This is a genomic window from Streptomyces sp. NPDC096310, from assembly GCF_044763125.1.
GTDB lineage: Bacteria > Actinomycetota > Actinomycetes > Streptomycetales > Streptomycetaceae > Streptomyces.
Window position 1 is genome coordinate 1,160,708 of sequence record NZ_JBIWFO010000001.1, and the last position, 18,550, is coordinate 1,179,257.

Below are 18,550 nucleotides of genomic sequence, written 5' to 3' on the forward strand. Positions count from 1 at the left end.
CGGCCGGCACGGCGTTCCGGCGAAGGGCCGGGTCAGGACCGGGTGTTCGCGGCGCGTTCCAGGCGGGTGCGCAAGGTGGCGGCGAACTCCTCGGCGCGGCCCAGTTGTCCGCGCAGGTCGGCGACGCGCTCGGCGGCGGCCTGCTCGAAGGCGCGGACCCGCTCGACCAGTTCCCGGTGTTCGGCCCCGGGCAGCTCGCCGTCGGCGTCCAGGCGGTCGGTGGCGTCCAGCAGATCGCGCATCTGCTCCAGGGTGAATCCGAGCGGCTTCATCCGGCGGATCACCATCAGACGGGCGACATCCGTCTCGGTGTAGAGCCGGAAGCCGCCCTGGGAGCGGGCGGAGGGGACGACCAGGCCGGTCTCCTCGTAGTGCCGGATCGTGCGCAGGGAGAGCTCGGTCCGCGCCGCGACCTCGCCGATCTGCATGTGCTTGCCTTCCACGCCTGTGATCCTCCGGCCCTTCGTCTTCCCGGTGGATCCGCGCTCGCGCGACACCCGCCGATCTCTACCCTAACGTTAGGGTAGAGTTGCTGACGGCGAAGGCCCTTCACGGATCTCCCGCCGCTGCCGTGTCGGGGCCACCACGCCCCTGGCGAAGATCCGATTCTTGCAGGAGAACCGCGTGCGCGAGCCCATGACGCCCGGCGCCGCCCCCTGCCCGCCGTGACGGCCCCGCCCTTGTACATGAACCCCGGGCGCGGCGCAGCGCCTCCTCCCTGAGACTTCCGGCCCGTTCCCCGGGCCGCCCGCGGGGCGCCGACCCGGCTGCTCCGCGTCCTCCCGTACGCCCCCGGCCCGCCGCGGGGGGTGCCCGAGACGACAGGTTCCCTTTCCCTTGTCCTCCGCTCCCGCTCTCTCCCCGGCCGCGCGCCCGCGCGGTCCGAAGCCCGACTGGCTGACCGATCCGAAGGTATGGCGTACGGAGGTGCTGGCCGGCCTGGTGGTCGCGCTGGCGCTGATCCCCGAGGCGATCTCGTTCTCGATCATCGCCGGGGTCGATCCGGTGCTCGGTCTGTCCGCCTCGTTCACGATGGCCGTGGTCATCTCGGTCGTCGGCGGCCGGCGAGCGATGATCTCCGCGGCGACCGGGGCCGTGGCCCTGGTGATCGCACCGCTCAACCGTGAGCACGGCCTCGGTCACCTGATCGCCGCCGTCATCCTCGCCGGTGTCTTCCAGGTGATCCTGGGCGCGCTGGGGGTGGCCAGGCTGATGCGGTTCGTCCCCCGCTCGGTCATGGTCGGCTTCGTCAACTCCCTCGCCGTCCTGATCTTCATGGCGCAGGTGCCCGAGATGCGGAACGTGCCGTGGGCCGTGTACCCGCTGATCATCGGCGGCCTCGCCCTCATGGTGTTCTTCCCGAAGGTCACCACCGTGGTCCCGGCGCCGCTCGTCTCCATCGTGGTCCTCACCGTGATCACCCTGGCGGCCGGGATCGCCGTACCCACCGTCGGCGACAAGGGGGCCCTGCCCTCCGCGCTGCCCGTGCCGGGCCTCCCCGATGTGCCGTTCACCCTCGACGCCCTGGCCACCATCGCCCCGTACGCCCTCGCCATGGCGCTCGTCGGCCTGATGGAATCGCTGATGACCGCGAAACTGGTCGACGACATCACCGACACCCGCTCCAACAAGACCCGCGAGTCCGTCGGCCAGGGCATCGCCAACATCGTCACGGGATTCTTCGGCGGCATGGGCGGCTGCGCCATGATCGGCCAGACGATGATCAACGTGAAGGTCTCCGGTGCCCGTACCCGGCTGTCGACCTTCCTGGCCGGAGCGTTCCTCATGGTGCTGTGCATCGTCTTCGGCCCGGTCGTCTCCGACATCCCCATGGCCGCCCTGGTCGCCGTCATGGTCATGGTGTCGTTCGCGACCTTCGACTGGCACTCGATCGCCCCCCGGACGCTGCGGCGGATGCCGGCCGGTGAGATCGCCGTCATGGCCGTCACCGTCGCCTGTGTGGTCAGCACCCACAACCTCGCCGTCGGTGTTGTCGTCGGATCCGTCACCGCCCTGGCCGTCTTCGCCCGGCGCGTCGCCCACCGGACCACGGTCACCGCCATCACCGGTCCCGACGGCGCAGCCGTCTACCGGGTGACCGGAGAGCTGTTCTTCGCCTCCTCCGACGACCTGGCCGGCCGGTTCGACTACGCCGGCGACCCCGACCGGATCGTCATCGACCTCTCCGCCGCCCGTATCTGGGACGCCTCCTCGGTCGCCGCTCTCGACGTCGTCGAGAGCAAGTACGCCCAGCGCGGCAAGAGCGTCGAGATCACCGGACTCGACCAGGCAGGCACTCATCTCCACCGCAGGCTCAGCGGCGAACTGACCGGGGGCCACTGACCGGCCAGGTGCCGTACGACGGCCGCCCCGGAAGCGTCTGCTCCGGGGCGGCCGTCATGATCGAGGGGCGTGGTCAGCCGGCGACCACCGGGCGGCCCCAACTCCGTACCGGCCCCCGCTCCGTACCGACGTACGGTCGTACGGCGAAACGGTCACGGCGGTGCGGCTACGGCGGTGCTGCGCTCACCCCGGCGTCCCGTTCACCGCGCCTCGCCGGTCGCCACCGGCCGCTCGGCCGGCGCCGTTTCGCCGGCCGGGGCCTCCGGGCGTGCGGGCCGGCGCATGAAGCCGACGCCCAGGGCCGCCAGTACGGACGCCACCGCGAGCGCGTACAGACCGCCGTGCGTACTGCCGGTGGTGTCCTTCAGGTAGCCGAAGAGCGTGGGGGAGACGAAACCGCCCAGGTTGCCCAGCGAGTTGACCACCGCGAGACCGGCCGCGGCGATCTTCAGATCGAGCCCGGACTGCGCCATCGGCCAGAACAGGGTGGCCGCGCACTTCCCGCCGACCGCGGCCAGGGTGATGGCGACCAGTCCGAACCACGGGGAGCCCAGGGTGGCGAGGAAGGCGCCGGCCGCCGAGAGGATCAGCGCGATCGCGAGATAGGGCCGGCGGTCCGGGGCGCGGTCGGTGAAGTGGCTCATCGTGTACATGGCGATCACCGCGCAGATCCACGGGATGGCGGAGAGCAGTCCGATCTGGAAGGGCGAGAGCCCGCCGATCTCCGCCACCAGGCTCGGCAGCCAGAAGGTGATCGCGTAGCCGGTGAGGGCCATCGCGAAGAAGACCGCGGTCAGCAGGGCGACCTGGGGGTGGATCAGCAGCCGGAGCCGCGAGACCTTGGGCGCCCGGCTGCGGGTCTCCTGGTCCCGCGCGACCGCCGCGCTCAGCGCGTCCTTCTCCTCCTGCGTGAGCCAGCGCGCCTCGGAGATACGGGAGACGAGGAAGAACCCGGCGACGATGCCCACCAGGATGGAGAAGGTCCCTTCGAGCGCGAACATCCAGCGCCAGCCGGCGAAACCGCCCACGCCGTGCATCTCCAGCAGCGCGCCGGTGATCGGACCGGTCACGATGTAGGCCGTGGCGGAGCCGCCCAGGAAGATCGCGCTGGCCCGGCCCCGGCTGGAGTCCGGCAGCCACTGGGTGAAGTACAGGAGCACCCCGGGAAAGAAGCCCGCCTCCGCGACACCCAGGACGAACCGCAGGATGTAGAAGGTCGTCACATTGTGGATGAGACACATCGCCAGGATCACCAGACCCCAGGTGATCATGATGCGGGTCAGCCAGACACGGGCGCCGAAGCGCTCCATCAACATGTTGCTCGGTACTTCGAAGAGGGCGTACCCGATGAAGAACAGGCCCGCGCCGAGGCCGTAGGCGGTGGCGCTCACCCCGACGTCGGCCCTCAGTTCGTCCTGGACGAAGCCGACGTTCGTCCGGTCCATCTGGTTGACCAGGAGCATCAGAACCAGAATGGGCAGCATGCGGCGCAGGAATTTGCCGACCGCACGGCTTTCGGCGTCGGGCTCGCTCGCGGAACTCTTCGCAAGGGGCTGCGGGACCATCATTGTCTCCCACTTCGATAGGCGTGACGGCACGACAGAGGTCTCCGGGATCAGGGCCGTTGCCCGCGCGGGCCGGGCTCCGCTCACGAATGTGGGGGGTCGCACCGCGCCCCGATCGGGGGTGGCATCCGGCTCAGCCGTATATGTATGTGAATCTCTGTCATGCGTGTGGACACGTTACGTACGCCCCCCCATCCGGTCAATGACTTCGCCGCGGAATCTCGCGAGTCCGCGTCGAGTGCCCTGTTGGTGGCGGTTGCCCAGGTCGGAAGCGGAAGGCGGCGGTGTGAGCGCTTGACGGCCACCGCGGGCCGTCCTAAGTTCACCTACGTAGACATGTACCGGGACCACGGTCATATATCTGAACGGAGTCTTATGCTTGACGGAGTGCTGTTCTTTCCGGTCACGCCCTTCGCACCCGACGGCGCTCTCGACCCGCAGGCCCTTGAGACCCATGTACGGGCCGGTGTGGCCGCCGGTGCGGGCGGGGTCTTCCCCGCCTGCGGCACCGGGGAGTTCCACGCCCTGTCGCCGCAGGAGCACACCGACGTCGTCCGCACCGCGGTCAAGGCGGTGGACGGCGCGGTCCCCGTCTACGCGGGCACCGGCGGCGCCCTCCCGACCGCGATCGCCCTTGCCGAGGCGGCCCGCGAGAACGGCGCCGACGGGCTGCTCCTGCTGCCCCCGTACCTGGTCAGCGGTGATCAGGACGGGCTGGTGCGGTACGTGAGAACGGTCGCGGAGGCCTCCGGGCTCCCCCTCATCGTCTACAACCGGGCCAACGCCCGGTTCAGCCCGCGCGCCGCCGTGGAGGTCGCCGCGCTCGACCAGGTCGTCGGCTTCAAGGACGGCGCGGGCGACATCGAGACCCTGGCACGCACCGTCGTCGCCATCCGTGAATCGCTGCGCGACAGCGGCAAGCCCTTCCAGTTCTTCAACGGCCTCCCCACCGCCGAGGCGACCGTCCCCGCCTACCGGGCCATCGGTGTTCCGCTGTACTCGTCCGCCGCCTTCTGCTTCGCCCCCGAGGTCTCCCTCGCCTTCCACCGCGCGGTGACCACCGGCGACCAGAAGCGGGCCGACGCCCTCCTCTCCGGTTTCTTCCACCCCCTGGTCGCCCTGCGTGACAAGGTGCCGGGGTACGCGGTCTCCTTGGTCAAGGCCGGCGTACGCCTGCGCGGCCTGGAGGTCGGATCGGTCCGCGCACCGCTGACCGACCCCACGCGGGAAGACCTCGACGCACTCTCCTCACTCCTGGAGCGGGGACTCGAACTGGTAAGGAACGCCGCCTGATGAGCGCAGAGAAGCTGCGGATCTCCGCCGTCACCATCACCCCCGTCGCCTTCCGCGACCCGCCGCTGCTCAACTCGGTCGGCGTCCACGAGCCGTACGCCCTGCGCGCGATCGTCGAGGTGCGCACCGACGGCGGGCTCACCGGACTCGGTGAGACCTACGCCGACGCCAGGCATCTGGAACGGCTCGAAGCCGTGGCGGAGCGGATCACCGGACTCGACGTCTACGCCACCGAGGAACTGCACCGGCGCGTGGCCGAGGTCATCGCCCGGACCGGCGGCGTCGGCGGCTCCGGGCTGACCGGGATGGTCACCACCAGCAGCACCGTCGACCGGGTGTACTCCCCGTTCGAGGTCGCGCTGCTCGACATCCAGGGACAGGCGTGCGGCCGGCCCGTCTCCGACCTCCTCGGCGGCGCCGTCCGCGCGGCCGTGCCCTTCAGTGCCTACCTGTTCTACAAGTGGGCGCGGCACCCGGGCGCCGAGCCGGACGAGTGGGGCGCGGCGCTGGACCCCGAGGGCGTGGTGGCCCAGGCCCGGCGCATGGTCGACGCGTACGGGTTCACCGCGATCAAGCTCAAGGGCGGGGTCCTGCCGCCGGAGGAGGAGATCGAGGCCGTACACGCGCTGCGCGCCGAGTTCCCCGACCACCCCCTGCGGCTCGACCCCAACGCCGCCTGGACGGTGCCCACGTCCGTCAAGGTCGGCCAGGCGCTCGACGGAGTGCTGGAGTACCTGGAGGACCCCACGCCGGGCATCGAGGGTATGGCCGCCGTCGCCCGCGAGGTGTCGATGCCGCTGGCGACCAACATGTGCGTCGTCGCCTTCGACGAACTCCACCCCTCGGTGGCGGTGGACGCCGTACAGGTCATCCTCTCCGACCACCACTACTGGGGCGGACTGCGCCGTTCCAAGCTCCTCTCCGGGATCTGCGACACCTTCGGCATGGGGCTGTCCATGCACTCGAACTCGCATCTGGGCATCAGTCTCGCCGCGATGACCCATCTCGCGGCGGCCACCCCGAACCTCACCTACGCCTGCGACACCCACTGGCCGTGGAAGACGGAGGACGTCATCGAGCCCGGTGTCCTGGCGTTCAAGGACGGCTCGGTGGAGGTGCCCACCACCCCCGGCCTCGGTGTCACGCTCGACCGCGACGCCCTGGGGGTCCTGCACGAGCAGTACCTGACCTGCGGTCTGCGCAACCGGGACGACACCGGCTACATGCGCACCATCCACCCGACCTACCGGTCCACCATCCCGCGCTGGTAGGGGAGAAGGGCAGGGGAGAGCGAGAAACGGCGAGGAGCGGCCCGTCGGCGGACCATCCGCCGCCCGGGCCGCTTCGGCGCCGGGCGGGGCGGGCCGGCGCGCTTTCAGGGCGTACGGTACGGCCGGCCGTGGCGGGATCGTTGACGCGTCGACGTCCCGAACCTATCTTCTGATCGGAACTCGGAACGATGTTCGGCATGTCGAACGAACGGTTGCCCCCCATCGGTCCGTGACCGGGCTTCCGGGAGCCGCTTCGTACCGGTGTCGAACGCTCATGGCCGCATCTCACCGTCGCAGAGACGAGGAAACCATGGCACCCCACCTCTCCAGACGAGGCCTTCTCCGGACCGCGGTGGCCACCGCCGCGGCCTCGGGACTCTCCTGCGCCTCCGTGTCCCCGTCCGCCGCCGCGGCCCTCCCGCCCACGTCCTCCTGGACCGTGCGCCCCTTCGACCTCAAGGACGTCACCCTCGGCCGGGGTGTCTTCGCCACGAAACGCCAGTTCATGCTCGACCACGGCCGGGGGTACGACGTGGACCGGCTGCTCCAGGTCTTCCGTGCCAACGCCGGGCTCCCGACACGCGGCGCGGTCGCCCCCGGCGGATGGGAGGGGCTCGACGGCGAGGCCAACGGCAACCTGCGCGGCCACTACACCGGCCACTTCCTCACCATGCTCGCCCAGTCCTACGGCAGCACCGGTGACCAGGTGTTCGCCGACAGGATCAGCTATCTGACCAGCGCCCTCACCGAGGTCAGGTCGGCGCTGCGCACCCCCCCGGCCGTCCTCGCCGTGCCCGGCAGATTCGGCACCGCCGCCGAGAACGGCCGCGGCTCGTACCAGTACGTCGATCTGCCCGCCGCCGTCCTCGGCGAGGCCCGGGCCGTCACCCTGTCGGCCTGGGTGAGGCCCACCCACCCCGCGGCCTGGGCCCGGGTCCTCGACTTCGGCGACGACACCACCCGCTACCTCTACCTCGCCGCCCGCAACGCGAACGGAGTACCGCGCTTCGCCCTCACGACCACGGGCGCCGGCGGCGAACAGGGCCTCGACGGCAGGGAACCGCTCCCCCTGAACCGGTGGACCCATCTGGCCGTCACGATCGGTGACGGCACCGGCGTGCTCTACGTGGACGGGACCGCCGTCGCACGCCACGAGGGGATGACCCTCGATCCGGCGGCGTTCGGCGCGTTGCGCCACCACTGGCTCGGACGCTCGAACTACCCGGCCGACCCGGTGTTCGCCGGGGCGTTCGACGAGTTCAACGTCTGGGGGCGCGCCCTCACCGCCGGCGAGATCGCGGCGCTGCGCGAGAACCGGGCCGCCGACACCCCGGCGGGCAGGGGCGATCTGGTCGCGTACGCCTTCGACGAGACCACCGGCGGCACCTTCGCCGACGGCTCGGGCCGGGGCCTGGACGCCACCCTGCGCCGCACCTGGGGCGCGCCCAGCCACCCCGGGTTCCTCGCGGCCTACCCGGAGACCCAGTTCATCACGCTGGAGTCCATGGCCAGCAGCGACTACAGCGTCGTCTGGGCGCCGTACTACACCGCGCACAAGATCCTCAGGGGCCTGCTCGACGCCCACCTGTACACCGACGACGCACGGGCGCTCGACCTCGCCTCGGGGCTCTGCGACTGGATGTACTCCCGGCTGTCCCGGCTGCCCGGCAGCACCCTGCAACGTATGTGGTCCCTGTTCTCCAGCGGCGAGTTCGGCGGCCTGGTCGAGGCCGTCTGCGACCTCCACGCCCTGACCGGGAAGCCCGAACACCTCGCCCTCGCGAAGCTGTTCGACCTCGACTCCCTCATCGACGCCTGCGCCGCCAACCGGGACGTCCTGGACGGCCTCCACGCCAACCAGCACATCCCCATCTTCACCGGACTCCTCCGGCTCCACGACGCGACGGGCGAGGCCCGCTACCTCGCCGCCGCGAAGAACTTCTGGGACATGGTCGTCCCCACCCGGATGTACGGCATCGGCGGCACCAGCACCGGAGAGTTCTGGCGGGCCCGCGGCTCCGTGGCCGGCACGATCAGCGCCACCACCGCCGAGAGCTGCTGCGCGTACAACATGCTCAAGCTGAGCCGCATGCTCTTCTTCCACGACCAGGACCCGAAGTACATGGACTACTACGAACGGGCCCTCTACAACCAGGTCCTCGGCTCCAAACAGGACACCGCGGACGCCGAGAAGCCACTGGTCACGTACTTCATCGGGCTGACACCCGGCCATGTACGCGACTACACGCCGAAGGCGGGCACCACCTGCTGCGAGGGCACCGGGATGGAGAGCGCCACCAAGTACCAGGACTCGGTCTACTTCAGAACGGCCGACGACAGCGCCCTGTACGTCAATCTGTACAGCGCCTCCACCCTGACCTGGGCCGAGCGCGGGATCACCCTCACCCAGACCACCGACTATCCCCGGGAACAGGGCTCCACCCTGACCGTCGGGGGCGGCAGCGCCACCTTCGAGCTGCGTCTGCGCGTGCCCTCCTGGGCAGACGCCGGTTTCCAGGTGACGGTCAACGGCAGCCCGGTCAAGGGCGCGGCGCGGCCCGGCAGTTACTTCGGCGTCTCCCGTACCTGGCGCGCCGGTGACACGGTACGGGTCCGGGTGCCCTTCCGGCTCAGGGCCGAGCCGACGCCCGACGAACCGGCCCTCCAGTCTCTTTTCCACGGCCCGGTCAACCTGGTCGCCCGCGACGCCTCGACGAGCCGTCTGCGGTTCGGTCTCCTGCGCAACGCCGCCCTCTCCGGGGACCTGCTGCCCACCCTCACCCCGGTGCCGGGCAAGCCGCTGCACCACACCCTCGACGGTGTCGAGTTCGCCCCCTTCTTCGAAGGGACCGAGGATCCGACCCACGCCTACTTCCTGCGGGAGGAACCCCGAATCGCGTTCGGGAACACCGAGTCGGGCGTCGCCAACCCGTCGAGGCCCGACGGCACGACATTCCTCGACGAGGTGTGGGCCGGGGCCCCGTTCCACGACAAGGGGGCGCTCGTCGCACGGGTACGGAGCACCGTGGACGCGTGGGTCTCCGCGGGCCTGCTCGGTCCGAACGACGGCCGGACGGTGGTGCGGACGGCGCAGAACGCCTCGTACGTGGTCTGACCCCGGAGCCGTCCCTCCGCGAGGGCGATGAGATGGTCCGCGTACCGGGCGGCGAGGCTGAGGGCGTGCGGAACGATCACGATGCTCGTGCCGCGAGCCTGGTTCAGGTCGGTCAGCAGATCGAGGACCTCGATCTGGTGCGGATGGCGCCCCCGGCCGACCCGACCCTGACCGTGCGGGCCCTCTCCCCGTGCCGACCGTACACGTACGGTGACGGAGCGACCCCACAGCGAGGGCGGCTCTTCTGCCGTCCGGGACCAGTGATGCGGGGTCGGCCCGGAGCTGCGAGGCTTGCGGTGAGGGCGATGACGATCACGACCGGCGTCTCGGACGAGTACGTCCGGCGGCCGACCCGGCCGCCGGCGGCCCCGCCGCCCGCCGGCCGTCCTGTCCAGGAGGTCTCCGATGACCGGAAAGCCGGCGACCATGACACACGGCGAGCCGTGGCGCTCCCCCCGGCAGCGTGCCGCTCTGGGCAAGGCGGCGCGGACCCGGGTGCCCCGGTCCGCCCATGGCGAGTTCGAACCGTCCCCGCACCGGACGGACCCCGTGAGCGTCATCGAGGCGCAGTCGGCCGCGCGCGTGCCGGAACTCGTACCGATCCGCTACGGCCGGATGACGGAGTCCCCGTTCCGCTTCTACCGCGGTGCCGCCTCGATCATGGCGGCCGACCTGTCCACGACGCCCGCGTCCGGTCTCAGGGCACAACTGTGCGGCGACGCGCACATGCTGAACTTCCGGCTGCTGGCGTCGCCGGAGCGCAATCTCCTTTTCGACATCAATGATTTCGACGAGACGCTGCCCGGCCCGTGGGAGTGGGACCTGAAGCGGCTGGCGACCAGCCTCGTGATCGCGGGACGCGAGAACGGCTACACGGACGCGGAGCGCGGCGCGATCGTCCGGGCCACCGTCCGCTCGTACCGTGAACAGATGCGCGGCCTCGCCGCGATGTCCCATCTGGCCGTCTGGTACGCGAAGGCCGACGCGGCGCGGCTGGAGGCCCTGGCGTCCGGCCGCTTGCGGCAGCGCGGCCGCAAGGAGGTGTCCAGGACGCTGGCCAAGGCGCGCACCCGGGACAGTCTCCAGGCGTTCGAGAAGCTCACGCGGGTGATCGACGGCCGTCGCCGGATCGTCCCCGCACCGCCCGTCGTCATGCCGATAGCCGACCTGCTGCCGGAGCTGGAGCGTGCCGAACTGGAGGAGATGATCCGGGACCTTGTCGCAGGGTACGGACGGAGCCTGCAGACGGACCGGCGGCGTCTGCTCCAGCAGTTCACCCTGGTCGACATGGCGCGCAAGGTGGTCGGGGTCGGGAGCGTCGGGACCCGCTGCTGGGTCATCCTGCTGGTGGGCAGGGACAGCGGGGATCCGTTGTTCCTCCAGGCGAAGGAGGCCGGCGAGTCGGTCCTCGCGGCGTACGCCGGTGCCAGTGAGTTCGCCACGCAGGGCGAGCGGGTCGTCGCCGGCCAGCGTCTGATGCAGGCGGCCAGTGACATCTTCCTCGGCTGGGAGCATGTACATGCCCCCGACGGTCTGGAACGGGACTTCTACATACGCCAGTTGCGTGACTGGAAGGGCATCGTGGAGCCCTCGATGATGGTGCCGCGGGGCATGGGCGTCTTCGGAGAACTGTGCGGCGCCACGCTCGCCCGCGCCCATGCGCGTTCCGGCGACCGGATCGCCATCGCCGCCTACCTGGGCCGCGGCGACGTCTTCGACCAGGCACTCGTCCGCTTCGCCGAGAGCTACGCCGACCAGAACGAGCGCGACCACCAGGCGCTCGTCGACGCCGTCAGGAGGGGGCGGGTCGAGGCCCGGGCCGCGTGACCCCGACGCGGGGAGCACCGGCCTCGAAGCGCGCCGGGCCGGTGGGGACCGGTTGCGGAAGGCGGTCGGGCGTGGGGATGATCCGTCTGAAGCCGGTCCGGTCCGCCGGTGTCCGATACCGGGCCGCCGCCCCTGAGAAAGGAACACCCGATGGACGAGCTGGACGAGCGCTTCGACGTCGTCGTACTCGGTGCGGGCCCCGGCGGCTACGTCGCCGCCGTCCGCGCTGCCCAGCTCGGCAAACGCGTCGCGGTGGTGGAGGAGAAGTACTGGGGCGGCGTCTGTCTGAACGTGGGCTGCATCCCGTCCAAGGCGCTCCTGCGCAACGCCGAACTGGCGCACATCTTCACCCGTGAGGCGAAGACCTTCGGTATCAAGGCCGCCGGCGAGGTCTCCTTCGACTACGGGGAGGCGTTCCGCCGGAGCCGGCGTGTCGCGGACGGCCGGGTCAAGGGCGTCCACTACCTGATGAAGAAGAACAAGATCACGGAGATCGACGGCCGCGGCACCTTCCTCGACCCGCACACGCTCCAGGTGGCCGGCTACGACGGCGAGACCCGCACCATCGGTTTCGAGCACTGCGTCATCGCCACGGGGGCCACCCCGAGGCTGCTGCCCGGCACCCGCCGCACCTCGCGCGTGGTCACGTACGAGGAGCAGATCCTCGCCGAGGACCTCCCGCGCTCCGTGGTCATCGCGGGGGCCGGCGCCATCGGCGTCGAGTTCGCCTATGTGCTGCACAACTACGGCGTGAAGGTCACGGTCGTCGAGTTCCTCGACCGCGTCGCGCCGCTGGAGGACGCCGAGGTCTCCGCGGAACTCGCGCGGCAGTACCGAAAGTTGGGCATCGACGTGCTCACCTCCACCAGGGTCGAGTCGCTCGACGAGTCCGGTGACCAGGTCCGCGTCACGGTCACCGGCAAGGACGGCGCCCAGCAGGTCCTTGAGGCCGACAAGGTCCTCCAAGCGATCGGGTTCGCCCCGAACGTCACCGGTTTCGGCCTGGAGAACACCGGTGTACGGGTGACCGAGCGCGGTGCCATCGACATCGACGGCCGCTGCCGCACCTCGGTCCCGCACCTCTACGCCATCGGCGACGTCACCGCGAAGCTGATGCTCGCGCACGCCGCCGAGGCGATGGGCGTGATCGCCGCCGAGACGATCGCGGACGCGGAGACGATGGAGCTGGACTATGTGATGATCCCGCGCGCCACGTTCTGCCAACCCCAGATCGCCAGCTTCGGCTACACCGAGGCCCAGGCGCGCGAACTGGGCCATGACGTCAAGGTGGCGAAGTTCCCGTTCACCGCCAACGGCAAGTCGCACGGGCTCGGGGACACCACCGGCTTCGTGAAGCTGATCAGCGACGCGAAGTACGGCGAACTGCTCGGCGGCCATCTCATCGGCCCCGAGGTCACCGAACTGCTGCCCGAGCTGACCCTGGCCCAGCAGTGGGACCTGACCGTGCACGAGGTCGCCCGCAATGTGCACGCCCACCCGACCCTGGGCGAGGCGGTGAAGGAAGCGGTGCACGGCTTGGCCGGACACATGATCAACATGTGACGGCCCCTGGCGCGCACCGGGGCCGGGCGGCACCACGACGGCCCGCCCCTCGCCGTCGGCCCGCGCGGCTACGGCAGCTCGACCGGGCCGTACGGGGCCGCCGTCCGCCCGGTCCGCAACGCCCAGTAGCGGTCGCCGAAACTCCAGTGCCACCACTTCCCTGATGATTGAATGTGTTCAAGTATCAGCGAAGGGGCGAGTGTGAGTGAGTGACATCTGGTGTGGGTGCCCGACCCGGGCCGGTGGGGGACGCTTCCTGAAGCGGGAGGGCTGGGGGTCGAGGACCTGCCGAGGGCGGTCGAGCGGATCGGCTTGATGCCGGGTGATCCTGTCTTCATCGCTCCAGATTTCACCATTGAATCCGACCTGCTGGAGTTCGTTCTCTCGAAGCACTTCCGCTTCCTTGCACGGGAGACGAAGCGGAACTACGCCACGGACATTCGGATCCTCCTGACCTTCCTGTCTTCGCGCGGGATCGACTGGCGCCGGGCCTCCGAACAGGACCTGCTGAACTACAGGGCCTGGCGCTGTGATGCTCCACAGAATCCCGAGCGAATCGGCGGGTCGAAATGGAACCGTGAGGCCGCCGCCTTCACCCGCCTGTTCAAGTGGGCGCGGGTGAGCCCGCGGCCGGTGGACGCGTCCCGGCGGGAGGACCGCGCGGCTGACTCGGTCAGTGCCCGGGTGTCGTGGCTGACACCGCGTACGTGGAGCTTGTGGTCGGACGTCGGGCTGCGCGGTCACGGCCGCGATGGGGTGCCGAGTTGGGGATGGGATGCGCGGACCGAGGCCCGCAACACCTCGTTTGTGCAGTTCATCTTGAGTTCGGGGCTTCGGCGGCAGGAGGGCGGGTCGCTGTTGACGTTCGAGCTGCCCGCTCAGCGGCTGCAGCACGGGCGCTACCAGCATGGCCAGCTCGCCGGGGCGGTGACCCGGTCGAAGAACGGCCGTACTTTCTACACCTCGCTGGACGCCCTGGGGCAGGTCGAGACCTACGTGCAGTCGGAGCGGGCTTGGGCGGTGAAGCGCGCTCAGCAGATGGGCCGCTACGAGCGGGTTGAGCAGATGCGCCTGGTCACGAAGGTGACCCGCGGCCGGGCACCGAGAGTCTTCTGGGTGGGCCGAGACGGTGTCGAAGGCCATCAGTACTTGACTCATCTGGGCTGGCGGGAAAGGCAGTGGCTGTTCATCGAGGGCCCGGAGGGCCCGGAGCCTGCGTGGCTGTGGCTGACCGAGCAGGGCTTGCCGATGCTTCCCGACCGTTGGAACACGGTGTTCACCACGGCGAACCTGCGCTGCGAGGAGGTTTTGTTGACCCCCGCCGAGCGGGAAGTGGGCCGGAACCTCCGAGCCGCAGAAGTCCGGGGCCGGACGCCGTACGCGACTCCTCATTCCACCCGTCACTCCTTCGCGCTCTACATGCTCATCGTGCTGAACCAGCTGATGGAGGCCCGCTTCGGATTGACCGCGCAGGACCGCCGGGATTTCGCGATGCTGTTCGGTGATCCCTGGTGGCTGGTCAAGACCCTCCTCGGGCACGCGGACGTCGAGACGACCAAGCGTCACTACCTGGCTCCCGTTGCGCATCTGCAACTCGAGTCGATCCTGGCGACGGCCGAGGCCGACGAACCCGACCGCAAGGTCGAGGACATCGACAGCCTGTTCGCGCGGCTCGCGAAGGAGTCGGCTGGGATCCAGGACATCGACGTCATCGTCGACCGGCTGCCGGTGGCCGGCCGATGAGCCGCCGCGGGCGTCGGGCGGTCCTGCCGCCGACCGATTTCACGACGGAGTCACCGCTTGCCGCAAACGGACTGGTGGTCACCATCGTCAACAAGGCTGGTCACGGGAAGGACTTCGCCTTCTCCGACCTGCCAGTCCCGGAGGCGATGCAGCGCTCCCTGGCAACGGTGTTCGCTGCCCAGCAGGCGAAGTGGACCAGCCATTACAGCGCTACAGCCGCCTGGAACAGGCTGAAGGTGTTCGCCAACTTCGTCTCCAGTCTCGAGACCCTTCCCGACGATTTGACCGGACTGGACGCGGCGGCGCTCAAGCGCTGGCGGCTTCAGAACATCAGCACCAACACCGGCCGCACCACGCTGCGGGTGGTCCATCGGATGCTCCGCGACGATCCGCGGTTGAGCGAGGGGCCAGTCGCGGAGGAGCTGGCCCGCCGCGTTCCCTCACCGAAGCCCGTCAGGAAGTCCTACGACGAGGAGGAACGCGAGCACGTGCTGCTGGCAGCAGGCCGTCAGTTCCGGGCTGCCTGGCTCAGGATCCGGGAGAACAGTGAACTGCTGGAGAGGTGGCGGGCGGGAGCCCTGGATGAGGGCAGCCGTGACTGGCGGCTCGGGGAGGCGCTGGACCATGTGGCTCGTGTCGGGGACGTGCCCCGTACGCAGTTGCCGAGTGGTCGGCAGGCCATCACCAACCGCGGATTGCTGGGCGGCCGCGACAGCGAGCACACGTGGGGCCGACTGTTCCTGACCCCGTCGGAGCTGACAGCCCTGGCCGTGCTGCTGACCGATCGCTTCGGCTGGAACCTCTCCGTCTACGACCGTATACCGGCCCCGACCAGGGATCCGTCGGTCGCGGAGACCACGAACGTGACCTACCAAGTGCAGGTCGAGAAGCGTCGGGCTGGGAACGGCCGCTGGTTCTCCACGGAGAACATCACCGACTCCGGGGCCGACTCGCCAGGGCGATTGATCACGCAGGCACTGCAGGCCACGCTCCACGGTCGACTCCTCGCCGGCCCCGGCGGCTCTGCGGCCGTTGCGGACAGCTCAAGCGCATCGCCCGGAACGCGCGCGACGGGCAGCCGGACCTCTGCGACGGCTGCTACCAGGGCCCCGAGGCGACCTGCTCAATCTGCAGCCGGGTCCGCCCCTGCACCAGCCGCGATCAGCAGGGCCAGCCGATTTGCGCCACCTGCTACCAGCGACACCGCGCCGGTGAGCCGTGCGCCCGCTGCGGCCGGACCAAGCCCGTCAACACCCGATGGCCGATCGGGCCGGTCTGCGGGACCTGCTACACAGCCGTGCTCCGGTCACCAGCCGAGTGCCCTCGCTGCGGCATGGTCCAGCCACTGATCGCGCGGAGTGACGACGGCGCCGAGGTCTGCGGACCCTGCGTCGGCTTCGCAGCCGACTACACCTGCCATCAGTGCGGCCGGGCGGGCAATCCCCATAGCCGCGGCCGATGCGCTCACTGCGTCCTCGCCGAGCGGGTCAAAGCCCTGCTGGCCGGGCCCGACGGCACGGTCACCCCGCAGATGGAACCGCTCGCGGCCGCGCTGACGGACGCCCCCTCACCGTTCCGTGCCATCCAGTGGATCAAGGACAGCCCGAACACCGGGCTACTCGCCCGGCTCGCGGCCGACGGCCACACGCTCAGTCACGAGCTCCTGGATGAGCTTCCGCCCAGTCGGAACCAGCGCTACATCCGTCAACTCCTCGTCCACACAGGCATCTTGGAGGAACGCCACGAGGACCTCGAACGCATCCCGGGCTGGCTGGAGCACGAGCTCGCGGACAAGCCGGCCGCGCACGCCAACCTCGCCCGCCCGTTCCTGCACTGGTTCCTTCTTCACTGCGCACGCCAACGAGCCGCCCACCGCCACCATCCCGCCTCTGCCGACCGCGACCTGCGGCGCCGCGTCAGCGTCGCCCTGGACTTCCTGGCCTGGATGGACCAACGCGACCTGGCTCTCGCCGACCTCGCCCAGGAGCACATCGACGACTGGATCACCGGAGCCACCAGCCAACGACGCTACCTGATCCGGTACTTCCTGAAATGGACCACGAGCCGTCGGCTTACCCGCGAACTGACAGTCCCCTCCCTCCCGAGGCAGGAGCCCCAGGACCTGCTCGACGAGGACGATCGATGGCCGCTCCTCCAACGCTGTCTGACCGACGATGCCCTGCCCACGGACGTCCGAGCTGCCGGTGCGATCACACTGCTGTTCGGTCCGTCCGCCGAACGTCTCTGCCATCTGACGCCCGAGCACCTCACGTTCGACGACAAGCACGCTCACCTGGTCCTGGGCCGCCACCCCGTCCTGCTGCCGCCACGGCTCGCCGAGCTCCTTCGGCGACTTGCCGAAAGCCCCGGCTGCGGCCGCAGCTCTCGCGAGTCCGCCCAGGGCCTCGGTGGCTCTTCCCGGGCATGGTCCCGGGCAAGCCGATCTCGACGCACGGCATGACCCAGAAGCTGGGCCGCCACGGCATCCCGGTTCGCACCGCCCGCAACGCGGCGCTGGCTGCCCTCGCTGCTGATCTCCCCAGCCCAATCCTCGCCGACGTGACCGGGATGCACCGCCACACCGCGCTCCGCTGGGTCGCCTACGCCCGACGCGACTGGGCCGAATACCTCGCTGCACAGATCGAAGACCAACAGGAGGACAAACGATGACCGACACAACCGGCGACAACGGTGGGCACACAGTGCAAGAAGTGCGCGATTACCTACTCGCGCAGTTGAACGCTGCGATGCGTCGGCCAGGGATGTATGGCGGCGAGACGGCAATCAGGATCTACCTCGACGCGGTGGCGTTCGCCCACGCCGCTGAGCAGGTATGGCAGGGGGAACTGGAGGAGCTCCAAAGGAGAATGTTCTTCTCCACTGGAGTGCGCGGAGCCTTCCAAAATCTCTGGGGCGACACACATGAGGGCGCTGTGGCGTCGGTATATGCCGAGAGCGCGCACCGCCTCGGATGGCTGAGACTCGACAGGACTCTTACCTCAAGCGAGTACGACGAGATCCGTCACACGAACAAGACCTGGTGCCGAAAGGACCGGTTCCTTAGCGACGTCACCACGGCATTTGGCCCGCCTTCGGTGATCTTCGGAGGGAATAACCCCAATTATCCCAAGACGCTCGTCTACGCGACGGGCCGACGAGACGACACCCTTCTCTGCTTCCACCTCTGGAACAGTTTTGCCGCGGGTGAAGGCCCGTCGTCGGCCGGCGTCCACGCCGAGCCCATCCTCTGGGCGTTCCGCGTCGGCGACCCCATGTTCGAAGATGGCTTCACCTTCACACCTGCGGGAACGGCCCGCCACTCACTGAGCCGCACGGAACCTGGGACCAGTCGAGGGAATAGTGCACGGTCGGAATAACACCCACCGCCCAACCTGCCGAGGACCTGTCGTGACCGAGCAATCCACCGACGAGCGGACGCGCATCCGTGCCGCCATGGACCGGCTACTCACCGGCCAGCCCACAGCCTCCGACGGCTCACTGACCGTTGTCGCTCTCGCGGCCGAAGCCGGTGTTCACCGCATGGCCCTCCAGAAGCGCCATGCGGACCTGAAGGCAGAGTTCTACGAGCGCGTCCGCACCGAGACGAAGCAACCCCCGGAATCGGAAAAGCGGCTCCGCAAGGCTGTGTCCGACCTGAAGGAAACCGTTGCCGCGCAGAAGGCCGAAATCACGGCACTCCGGCACCAAGTCACTCAGCTCGCGCTCGCGAACGCCGTCCTCACCCGCCAGGGACACAACCTGAACGAGAGCTCGGAGGAAGCACCGAACAATGTCGTCCGCCTGCAGCCGAAGGAAGGATGACCGCCAGA

General features: G+C 69.6%; 14 protein-coding genes and 2 pseudogenes. 12 read left to right on the forward strand and 4 right to left on the reverse strand.

Annotated features, from left to right (window positions below; genetic code table 11):
- Nucleotides 1–32: 32 nt before the first annotated feature.
- Nucleotides 33–443, reverse strand: a complete 411-nt coding sequence (locus tag ACIQ7D_RS04590) for a MerR family transcriptional regulator (RefSeq protein WP_403933483.1) — start codon at nt 441–443, stop codon at nt 33–35.
- 394 nt (nt 444–837) lie between these two features.
- On the opposite strand from ACIQ7D_RS04590, the gene ACIQ7D_RS04595 reads away from it, so the two are divergent.
- Nucleotides 838–2,343 (forward strand): SulP family inorganic anion transporter, encoded by a 1,506-nt coding sequence (locus ACIQ7D_RS04595; protein ID WP_403933485.1) that lies wholly within the window; start codon nt 838–840, stop codon nt 2,341–2,343.
- A 200-nt stretch (nt 2,344–2,543) separates the two neighbouring features.
- Here the strand turns inward: ACIQ7D_RS04595 and ACIQ7D_RS04600 are convergent, their stop codons facing one another.
- Nucleotides 2,544–3,827 (reverse strand): MFS transporter, encoded by a 1,284-nt coding sequence (locus ACIQ7D_RS04600; protein ID WP_403933487.1) that lies wholly within the window; start codon nt 3,825–3,827, stop codon nt 2,544–2,546.
- Between the two features lie 456 nt (nt 3,828–4,283).
- Here ACIQ7D_RS04600 and ACIQ7D_RS04605 point away from each other — a divergent pair, with 456 nt between their 5' ends.
- The 3 genes from ACIQ7D_RS04605 (at nt 4,284) to ACIQ7D_RS04615 (ending at nt 9,587) form a co-directional block, all read left to right on the forward strand.
- The gene (locus ACIQ7D_RS04605) at nt 4,284–5,201 is read left to right on the forward strand and encodes a 5-dehydro-4-deoxyglucarate dehydratase (protein WP_403933489.1); all 918 of its coding nucleotides are present in this window, start codon (nt 4,284–4,286) and stop codon (nt 5,199–5,201) included.
- Nucleotides 5,201–6,472: a glucarate dehydratase family protein gene (locus ACIQ7D_RS04610; protein ID WP_403933491.1), complete on the forward strand. Its 1,272-nt coding sequence runs from the start codon at nt 5,201–5,203 to the stop codon at nt 6,470–6,472. The genes ACIQ7D_RS04605 and ACIQ7D_RS04610 overlap by 1 nt, the downstream gene beginning before the upstream one ends.
- A 310-nt stretch (nt 6,473–6,782) precedes the next feature.
- A complete protein-coding gene (locus ACIQ7D_RS04615) occupies nt 6,783–9,587 on the forward strand; it encodes a beta-L-arabinofuranosidase domain-containing protein (protein ID WP_403933492.1) in 2,805 nt (934 codons plus the stop codon).
- On the opposite strand, the pseudogene ACIQ7D_RS04620 reads toward ACIQ7D_RS04615, so the two are convergent.
- Nucleotides 9,530–9,727, reverse strand: a pseudogene (locus ACIQ7D_RS04620) (ABC transporter ATP-binding protein); the annotation flags it as partial. The gene ACIQ7D_RS04615 and the pseudogene ACIQ7D_RS04620 overlap by 58 nt on opposite strands.
- Nucleotides 9,728–9,992: 265 nt before the next feature.
- On the opposite strand from ACIQ7D_RS04620, the gene ACIQ7D_RS04625 reads away from it, so the two are divergent.
- Nucleotides 9,993–11,414: a DUF2252 domain-containing protein gene (locus tag ACIQ7D_RS04625; RefSeq protein WP_403933493.1), complete on the forward strand. Its 1,422-nt coding sequence runs from the start codon at nt 9,993–9,995 to the stop codon at nt 11,412–11,414.
- Nucleotides 11,415–11,564: 150 nt separating this feature from the next.
- Nucleotides 11,565–12,977 (forward strand): dihydrolipoyl dehydrogenase, encoded by a 1,413-nt coding sequence (gene lpdA / locus ACIQ7D_RS04630; RefSeq protein WP_403933495.1) that lies wholly within the window; start codon nt 11,565–11,567, stop codon nt 12,975–12,977.
- Nucleotides 12,978–13,045: 68 nt separating this feature from the next.
- On the opposite strand, the pseudogene ACIQ7D_RS04635 reads toward lpdA, so the two are convergent.
- Nucleotides 13,046–13,135: pseudogene (locus tag ACIQ7D_RS04635) on the reverse strand (dipeptidase); the annotation flags it as partial.
- Nucleotides 13,136–13,292: 157 nt separating this feature from the next.
- Between ACIQ7D_RS04635 and ACIQ7D_RS04640 the strand changes: the two are divergent.
- The 6 genes from ACIQ7D_RS04640 to ACIQ7D_RS04665 are packed head-to-tail and all read left to right on the forward strand — an operon-like array spanning nt 13,293 to nt 18,542.
- Complete coding sequence (locus ACIQ7D_RS04640; protein WP_403933497.1) at nt 13,293–14,720, forward strand: site-specific integrase; 1,428 nt, start codon at nt 13,293–13,295, stop codon at nt 14,718–14,720.
- Nucleotides 14,717–16,069, forward strand: coding sequence for a hypothetical protein (locus ACIQ7D_RS04645; protein ID WP_403933499.1), 1,353 nt, complete (start codon nt 14,717–14,719; stop codon nt 16,067–16,069). Before ACIQ7D_RS04640 ends, ACIQ7D_RS04645 begins: the two co-directional genes overlap by 4 nt.
- Nucleotides 16,054–17,181, forward strand: coding sequence for a hypothetical protein (locus tag ACIQ7D_RS04650; protein WP_403933500.1), 1,128 nt, complete (start codon nt 16,054–16,056; stop codon nt 17,179–17,181). The genes ACIQ7D_RS04645 and ACIQ7D_RS04650 overlap by 16 nt, the downstream gene beginning before the upstream one ends.
- Nucleotides 17,178–17,390 (forward strand): hypothetical protein, encoded by a 213-nt coding sequence (locus tag ACIQ7D_RS04655; protein WP_403933502.1) that lies wholly within the window; start codon nt 17,178–17,180, stop codon nt 17,388–17,390. Before ACIQ7D_RS04650 ends, ACIQ7D_RS04655 begins: the two co-directional genes overlap by 4 nt.
- Nucleotides 17,387–18,097 (forward strand): hypothetical protein, encoded by a 711-nt coding sequence (locus tag ACIQ7D_RS04660; RefSeq protein ID WP_403933503.1) that lies wholly within the window; start codon nt 17,387–17,389, stop codon nt 18,095–18,097. The genes ACIQ7D_RS04655 and ACIQ7D_RS04660 overlap by 4 nt, the downstream gene beginning before the upstream one ends.
- Before the next feature lie 31 nt (nt 18,098–18,128).
- Nucleotides 18,129–18,542 carry a hypothetical protein gene (locus tag ACIQ7D_RS04665; protein ID WP_403933505.1) on the forward strand — a complete coding sequence of 138 codons (414 nt, stop codon included), beginning with the start codon at nt 18,129–18,131 and terminating at the stop codon, nt 18,540–18,542.
- Nucleotides 18,543–18,550 lie beyond the last annotated feature (8 nt).

Coding starts and splice junctions, on each gene's coding strand:
- ACIQ7D_RS04610 (WP_403933491.1), top strand. CDS start 5,201: ATGAGCGCAGAGAAGCTGCGGATCTCCGCCGTCACCATCACCCCCGTC.
- ACIQ7D_RS04640 (WP_403933497.1), top strand. CDS start 13,293: ATGCCGGGTGATCCTGTCTTCATCGCTCCAGATTTCACCATTGAATCC.
- ACIQ7D_RS04615 (WP_403933492.1), top strand. CDS start 6,783: ATGGCACCCCACCTCTCCAGACGAGGCCTTCTCCGGACCGCGGTGGCC.
- ACIQ7D_RS04600 (WP_403933487.1), bottom strand. CDS start 3,827: ATGCTGCCCATTCTGGTTCTGATGCTCCTGGTCAACCAGATGGACCGG.
- ACIQ7D_RS04625 (WP_403933493.1), top strand. CDS start 9,993: ATGACCGGAAAGCCGGCGACCATGACACACGGCGAGCCGTGGCGCTCC.
- ACIQ7D_RS04650 (WP_403933500.1), top strand. CDS start 16,054: ATGGTCCAGCCACTGATCGCGCGGAGTGACGACGGCGCCGAGGTCTGC.
- ACIQ7D_RS04605 (WP_403933489.1), top strand. CDS start 4,284: ATGCTTGACGGAGTGCTGTTCTTTCCGGTCACGCCCTTCGCACCCGAC.
- ACIQ7D_RS04645 (WP_403933499.1), top strand. CDS start 14,717: ATGAGCCGCCGCGGGCGTCGGGCGGTCCTGCCGCCGACCGATTTCACG.
- ACIQ7D_RS04655 (WP_403933502.1), top strand. CDS start 17,178: ATGACCCAGAAGCTGGGCCGCCACGGCATCCCGGTTCGCACCGCCCGC.
- lpdA (WP_403933495.1), top strand. CDS start 11,565: ATGGACGAGCTGGACGAGCGCTTCGACGTCGTCGTACTCGGTGCGGGC.
- ACIQ7D_RS04660 (WP_403933503.1), top strand. CDS start 17,387: ATGACCGACACAACCGGCGACAACGGTGGGCACACAGTGCAAGAAGTG.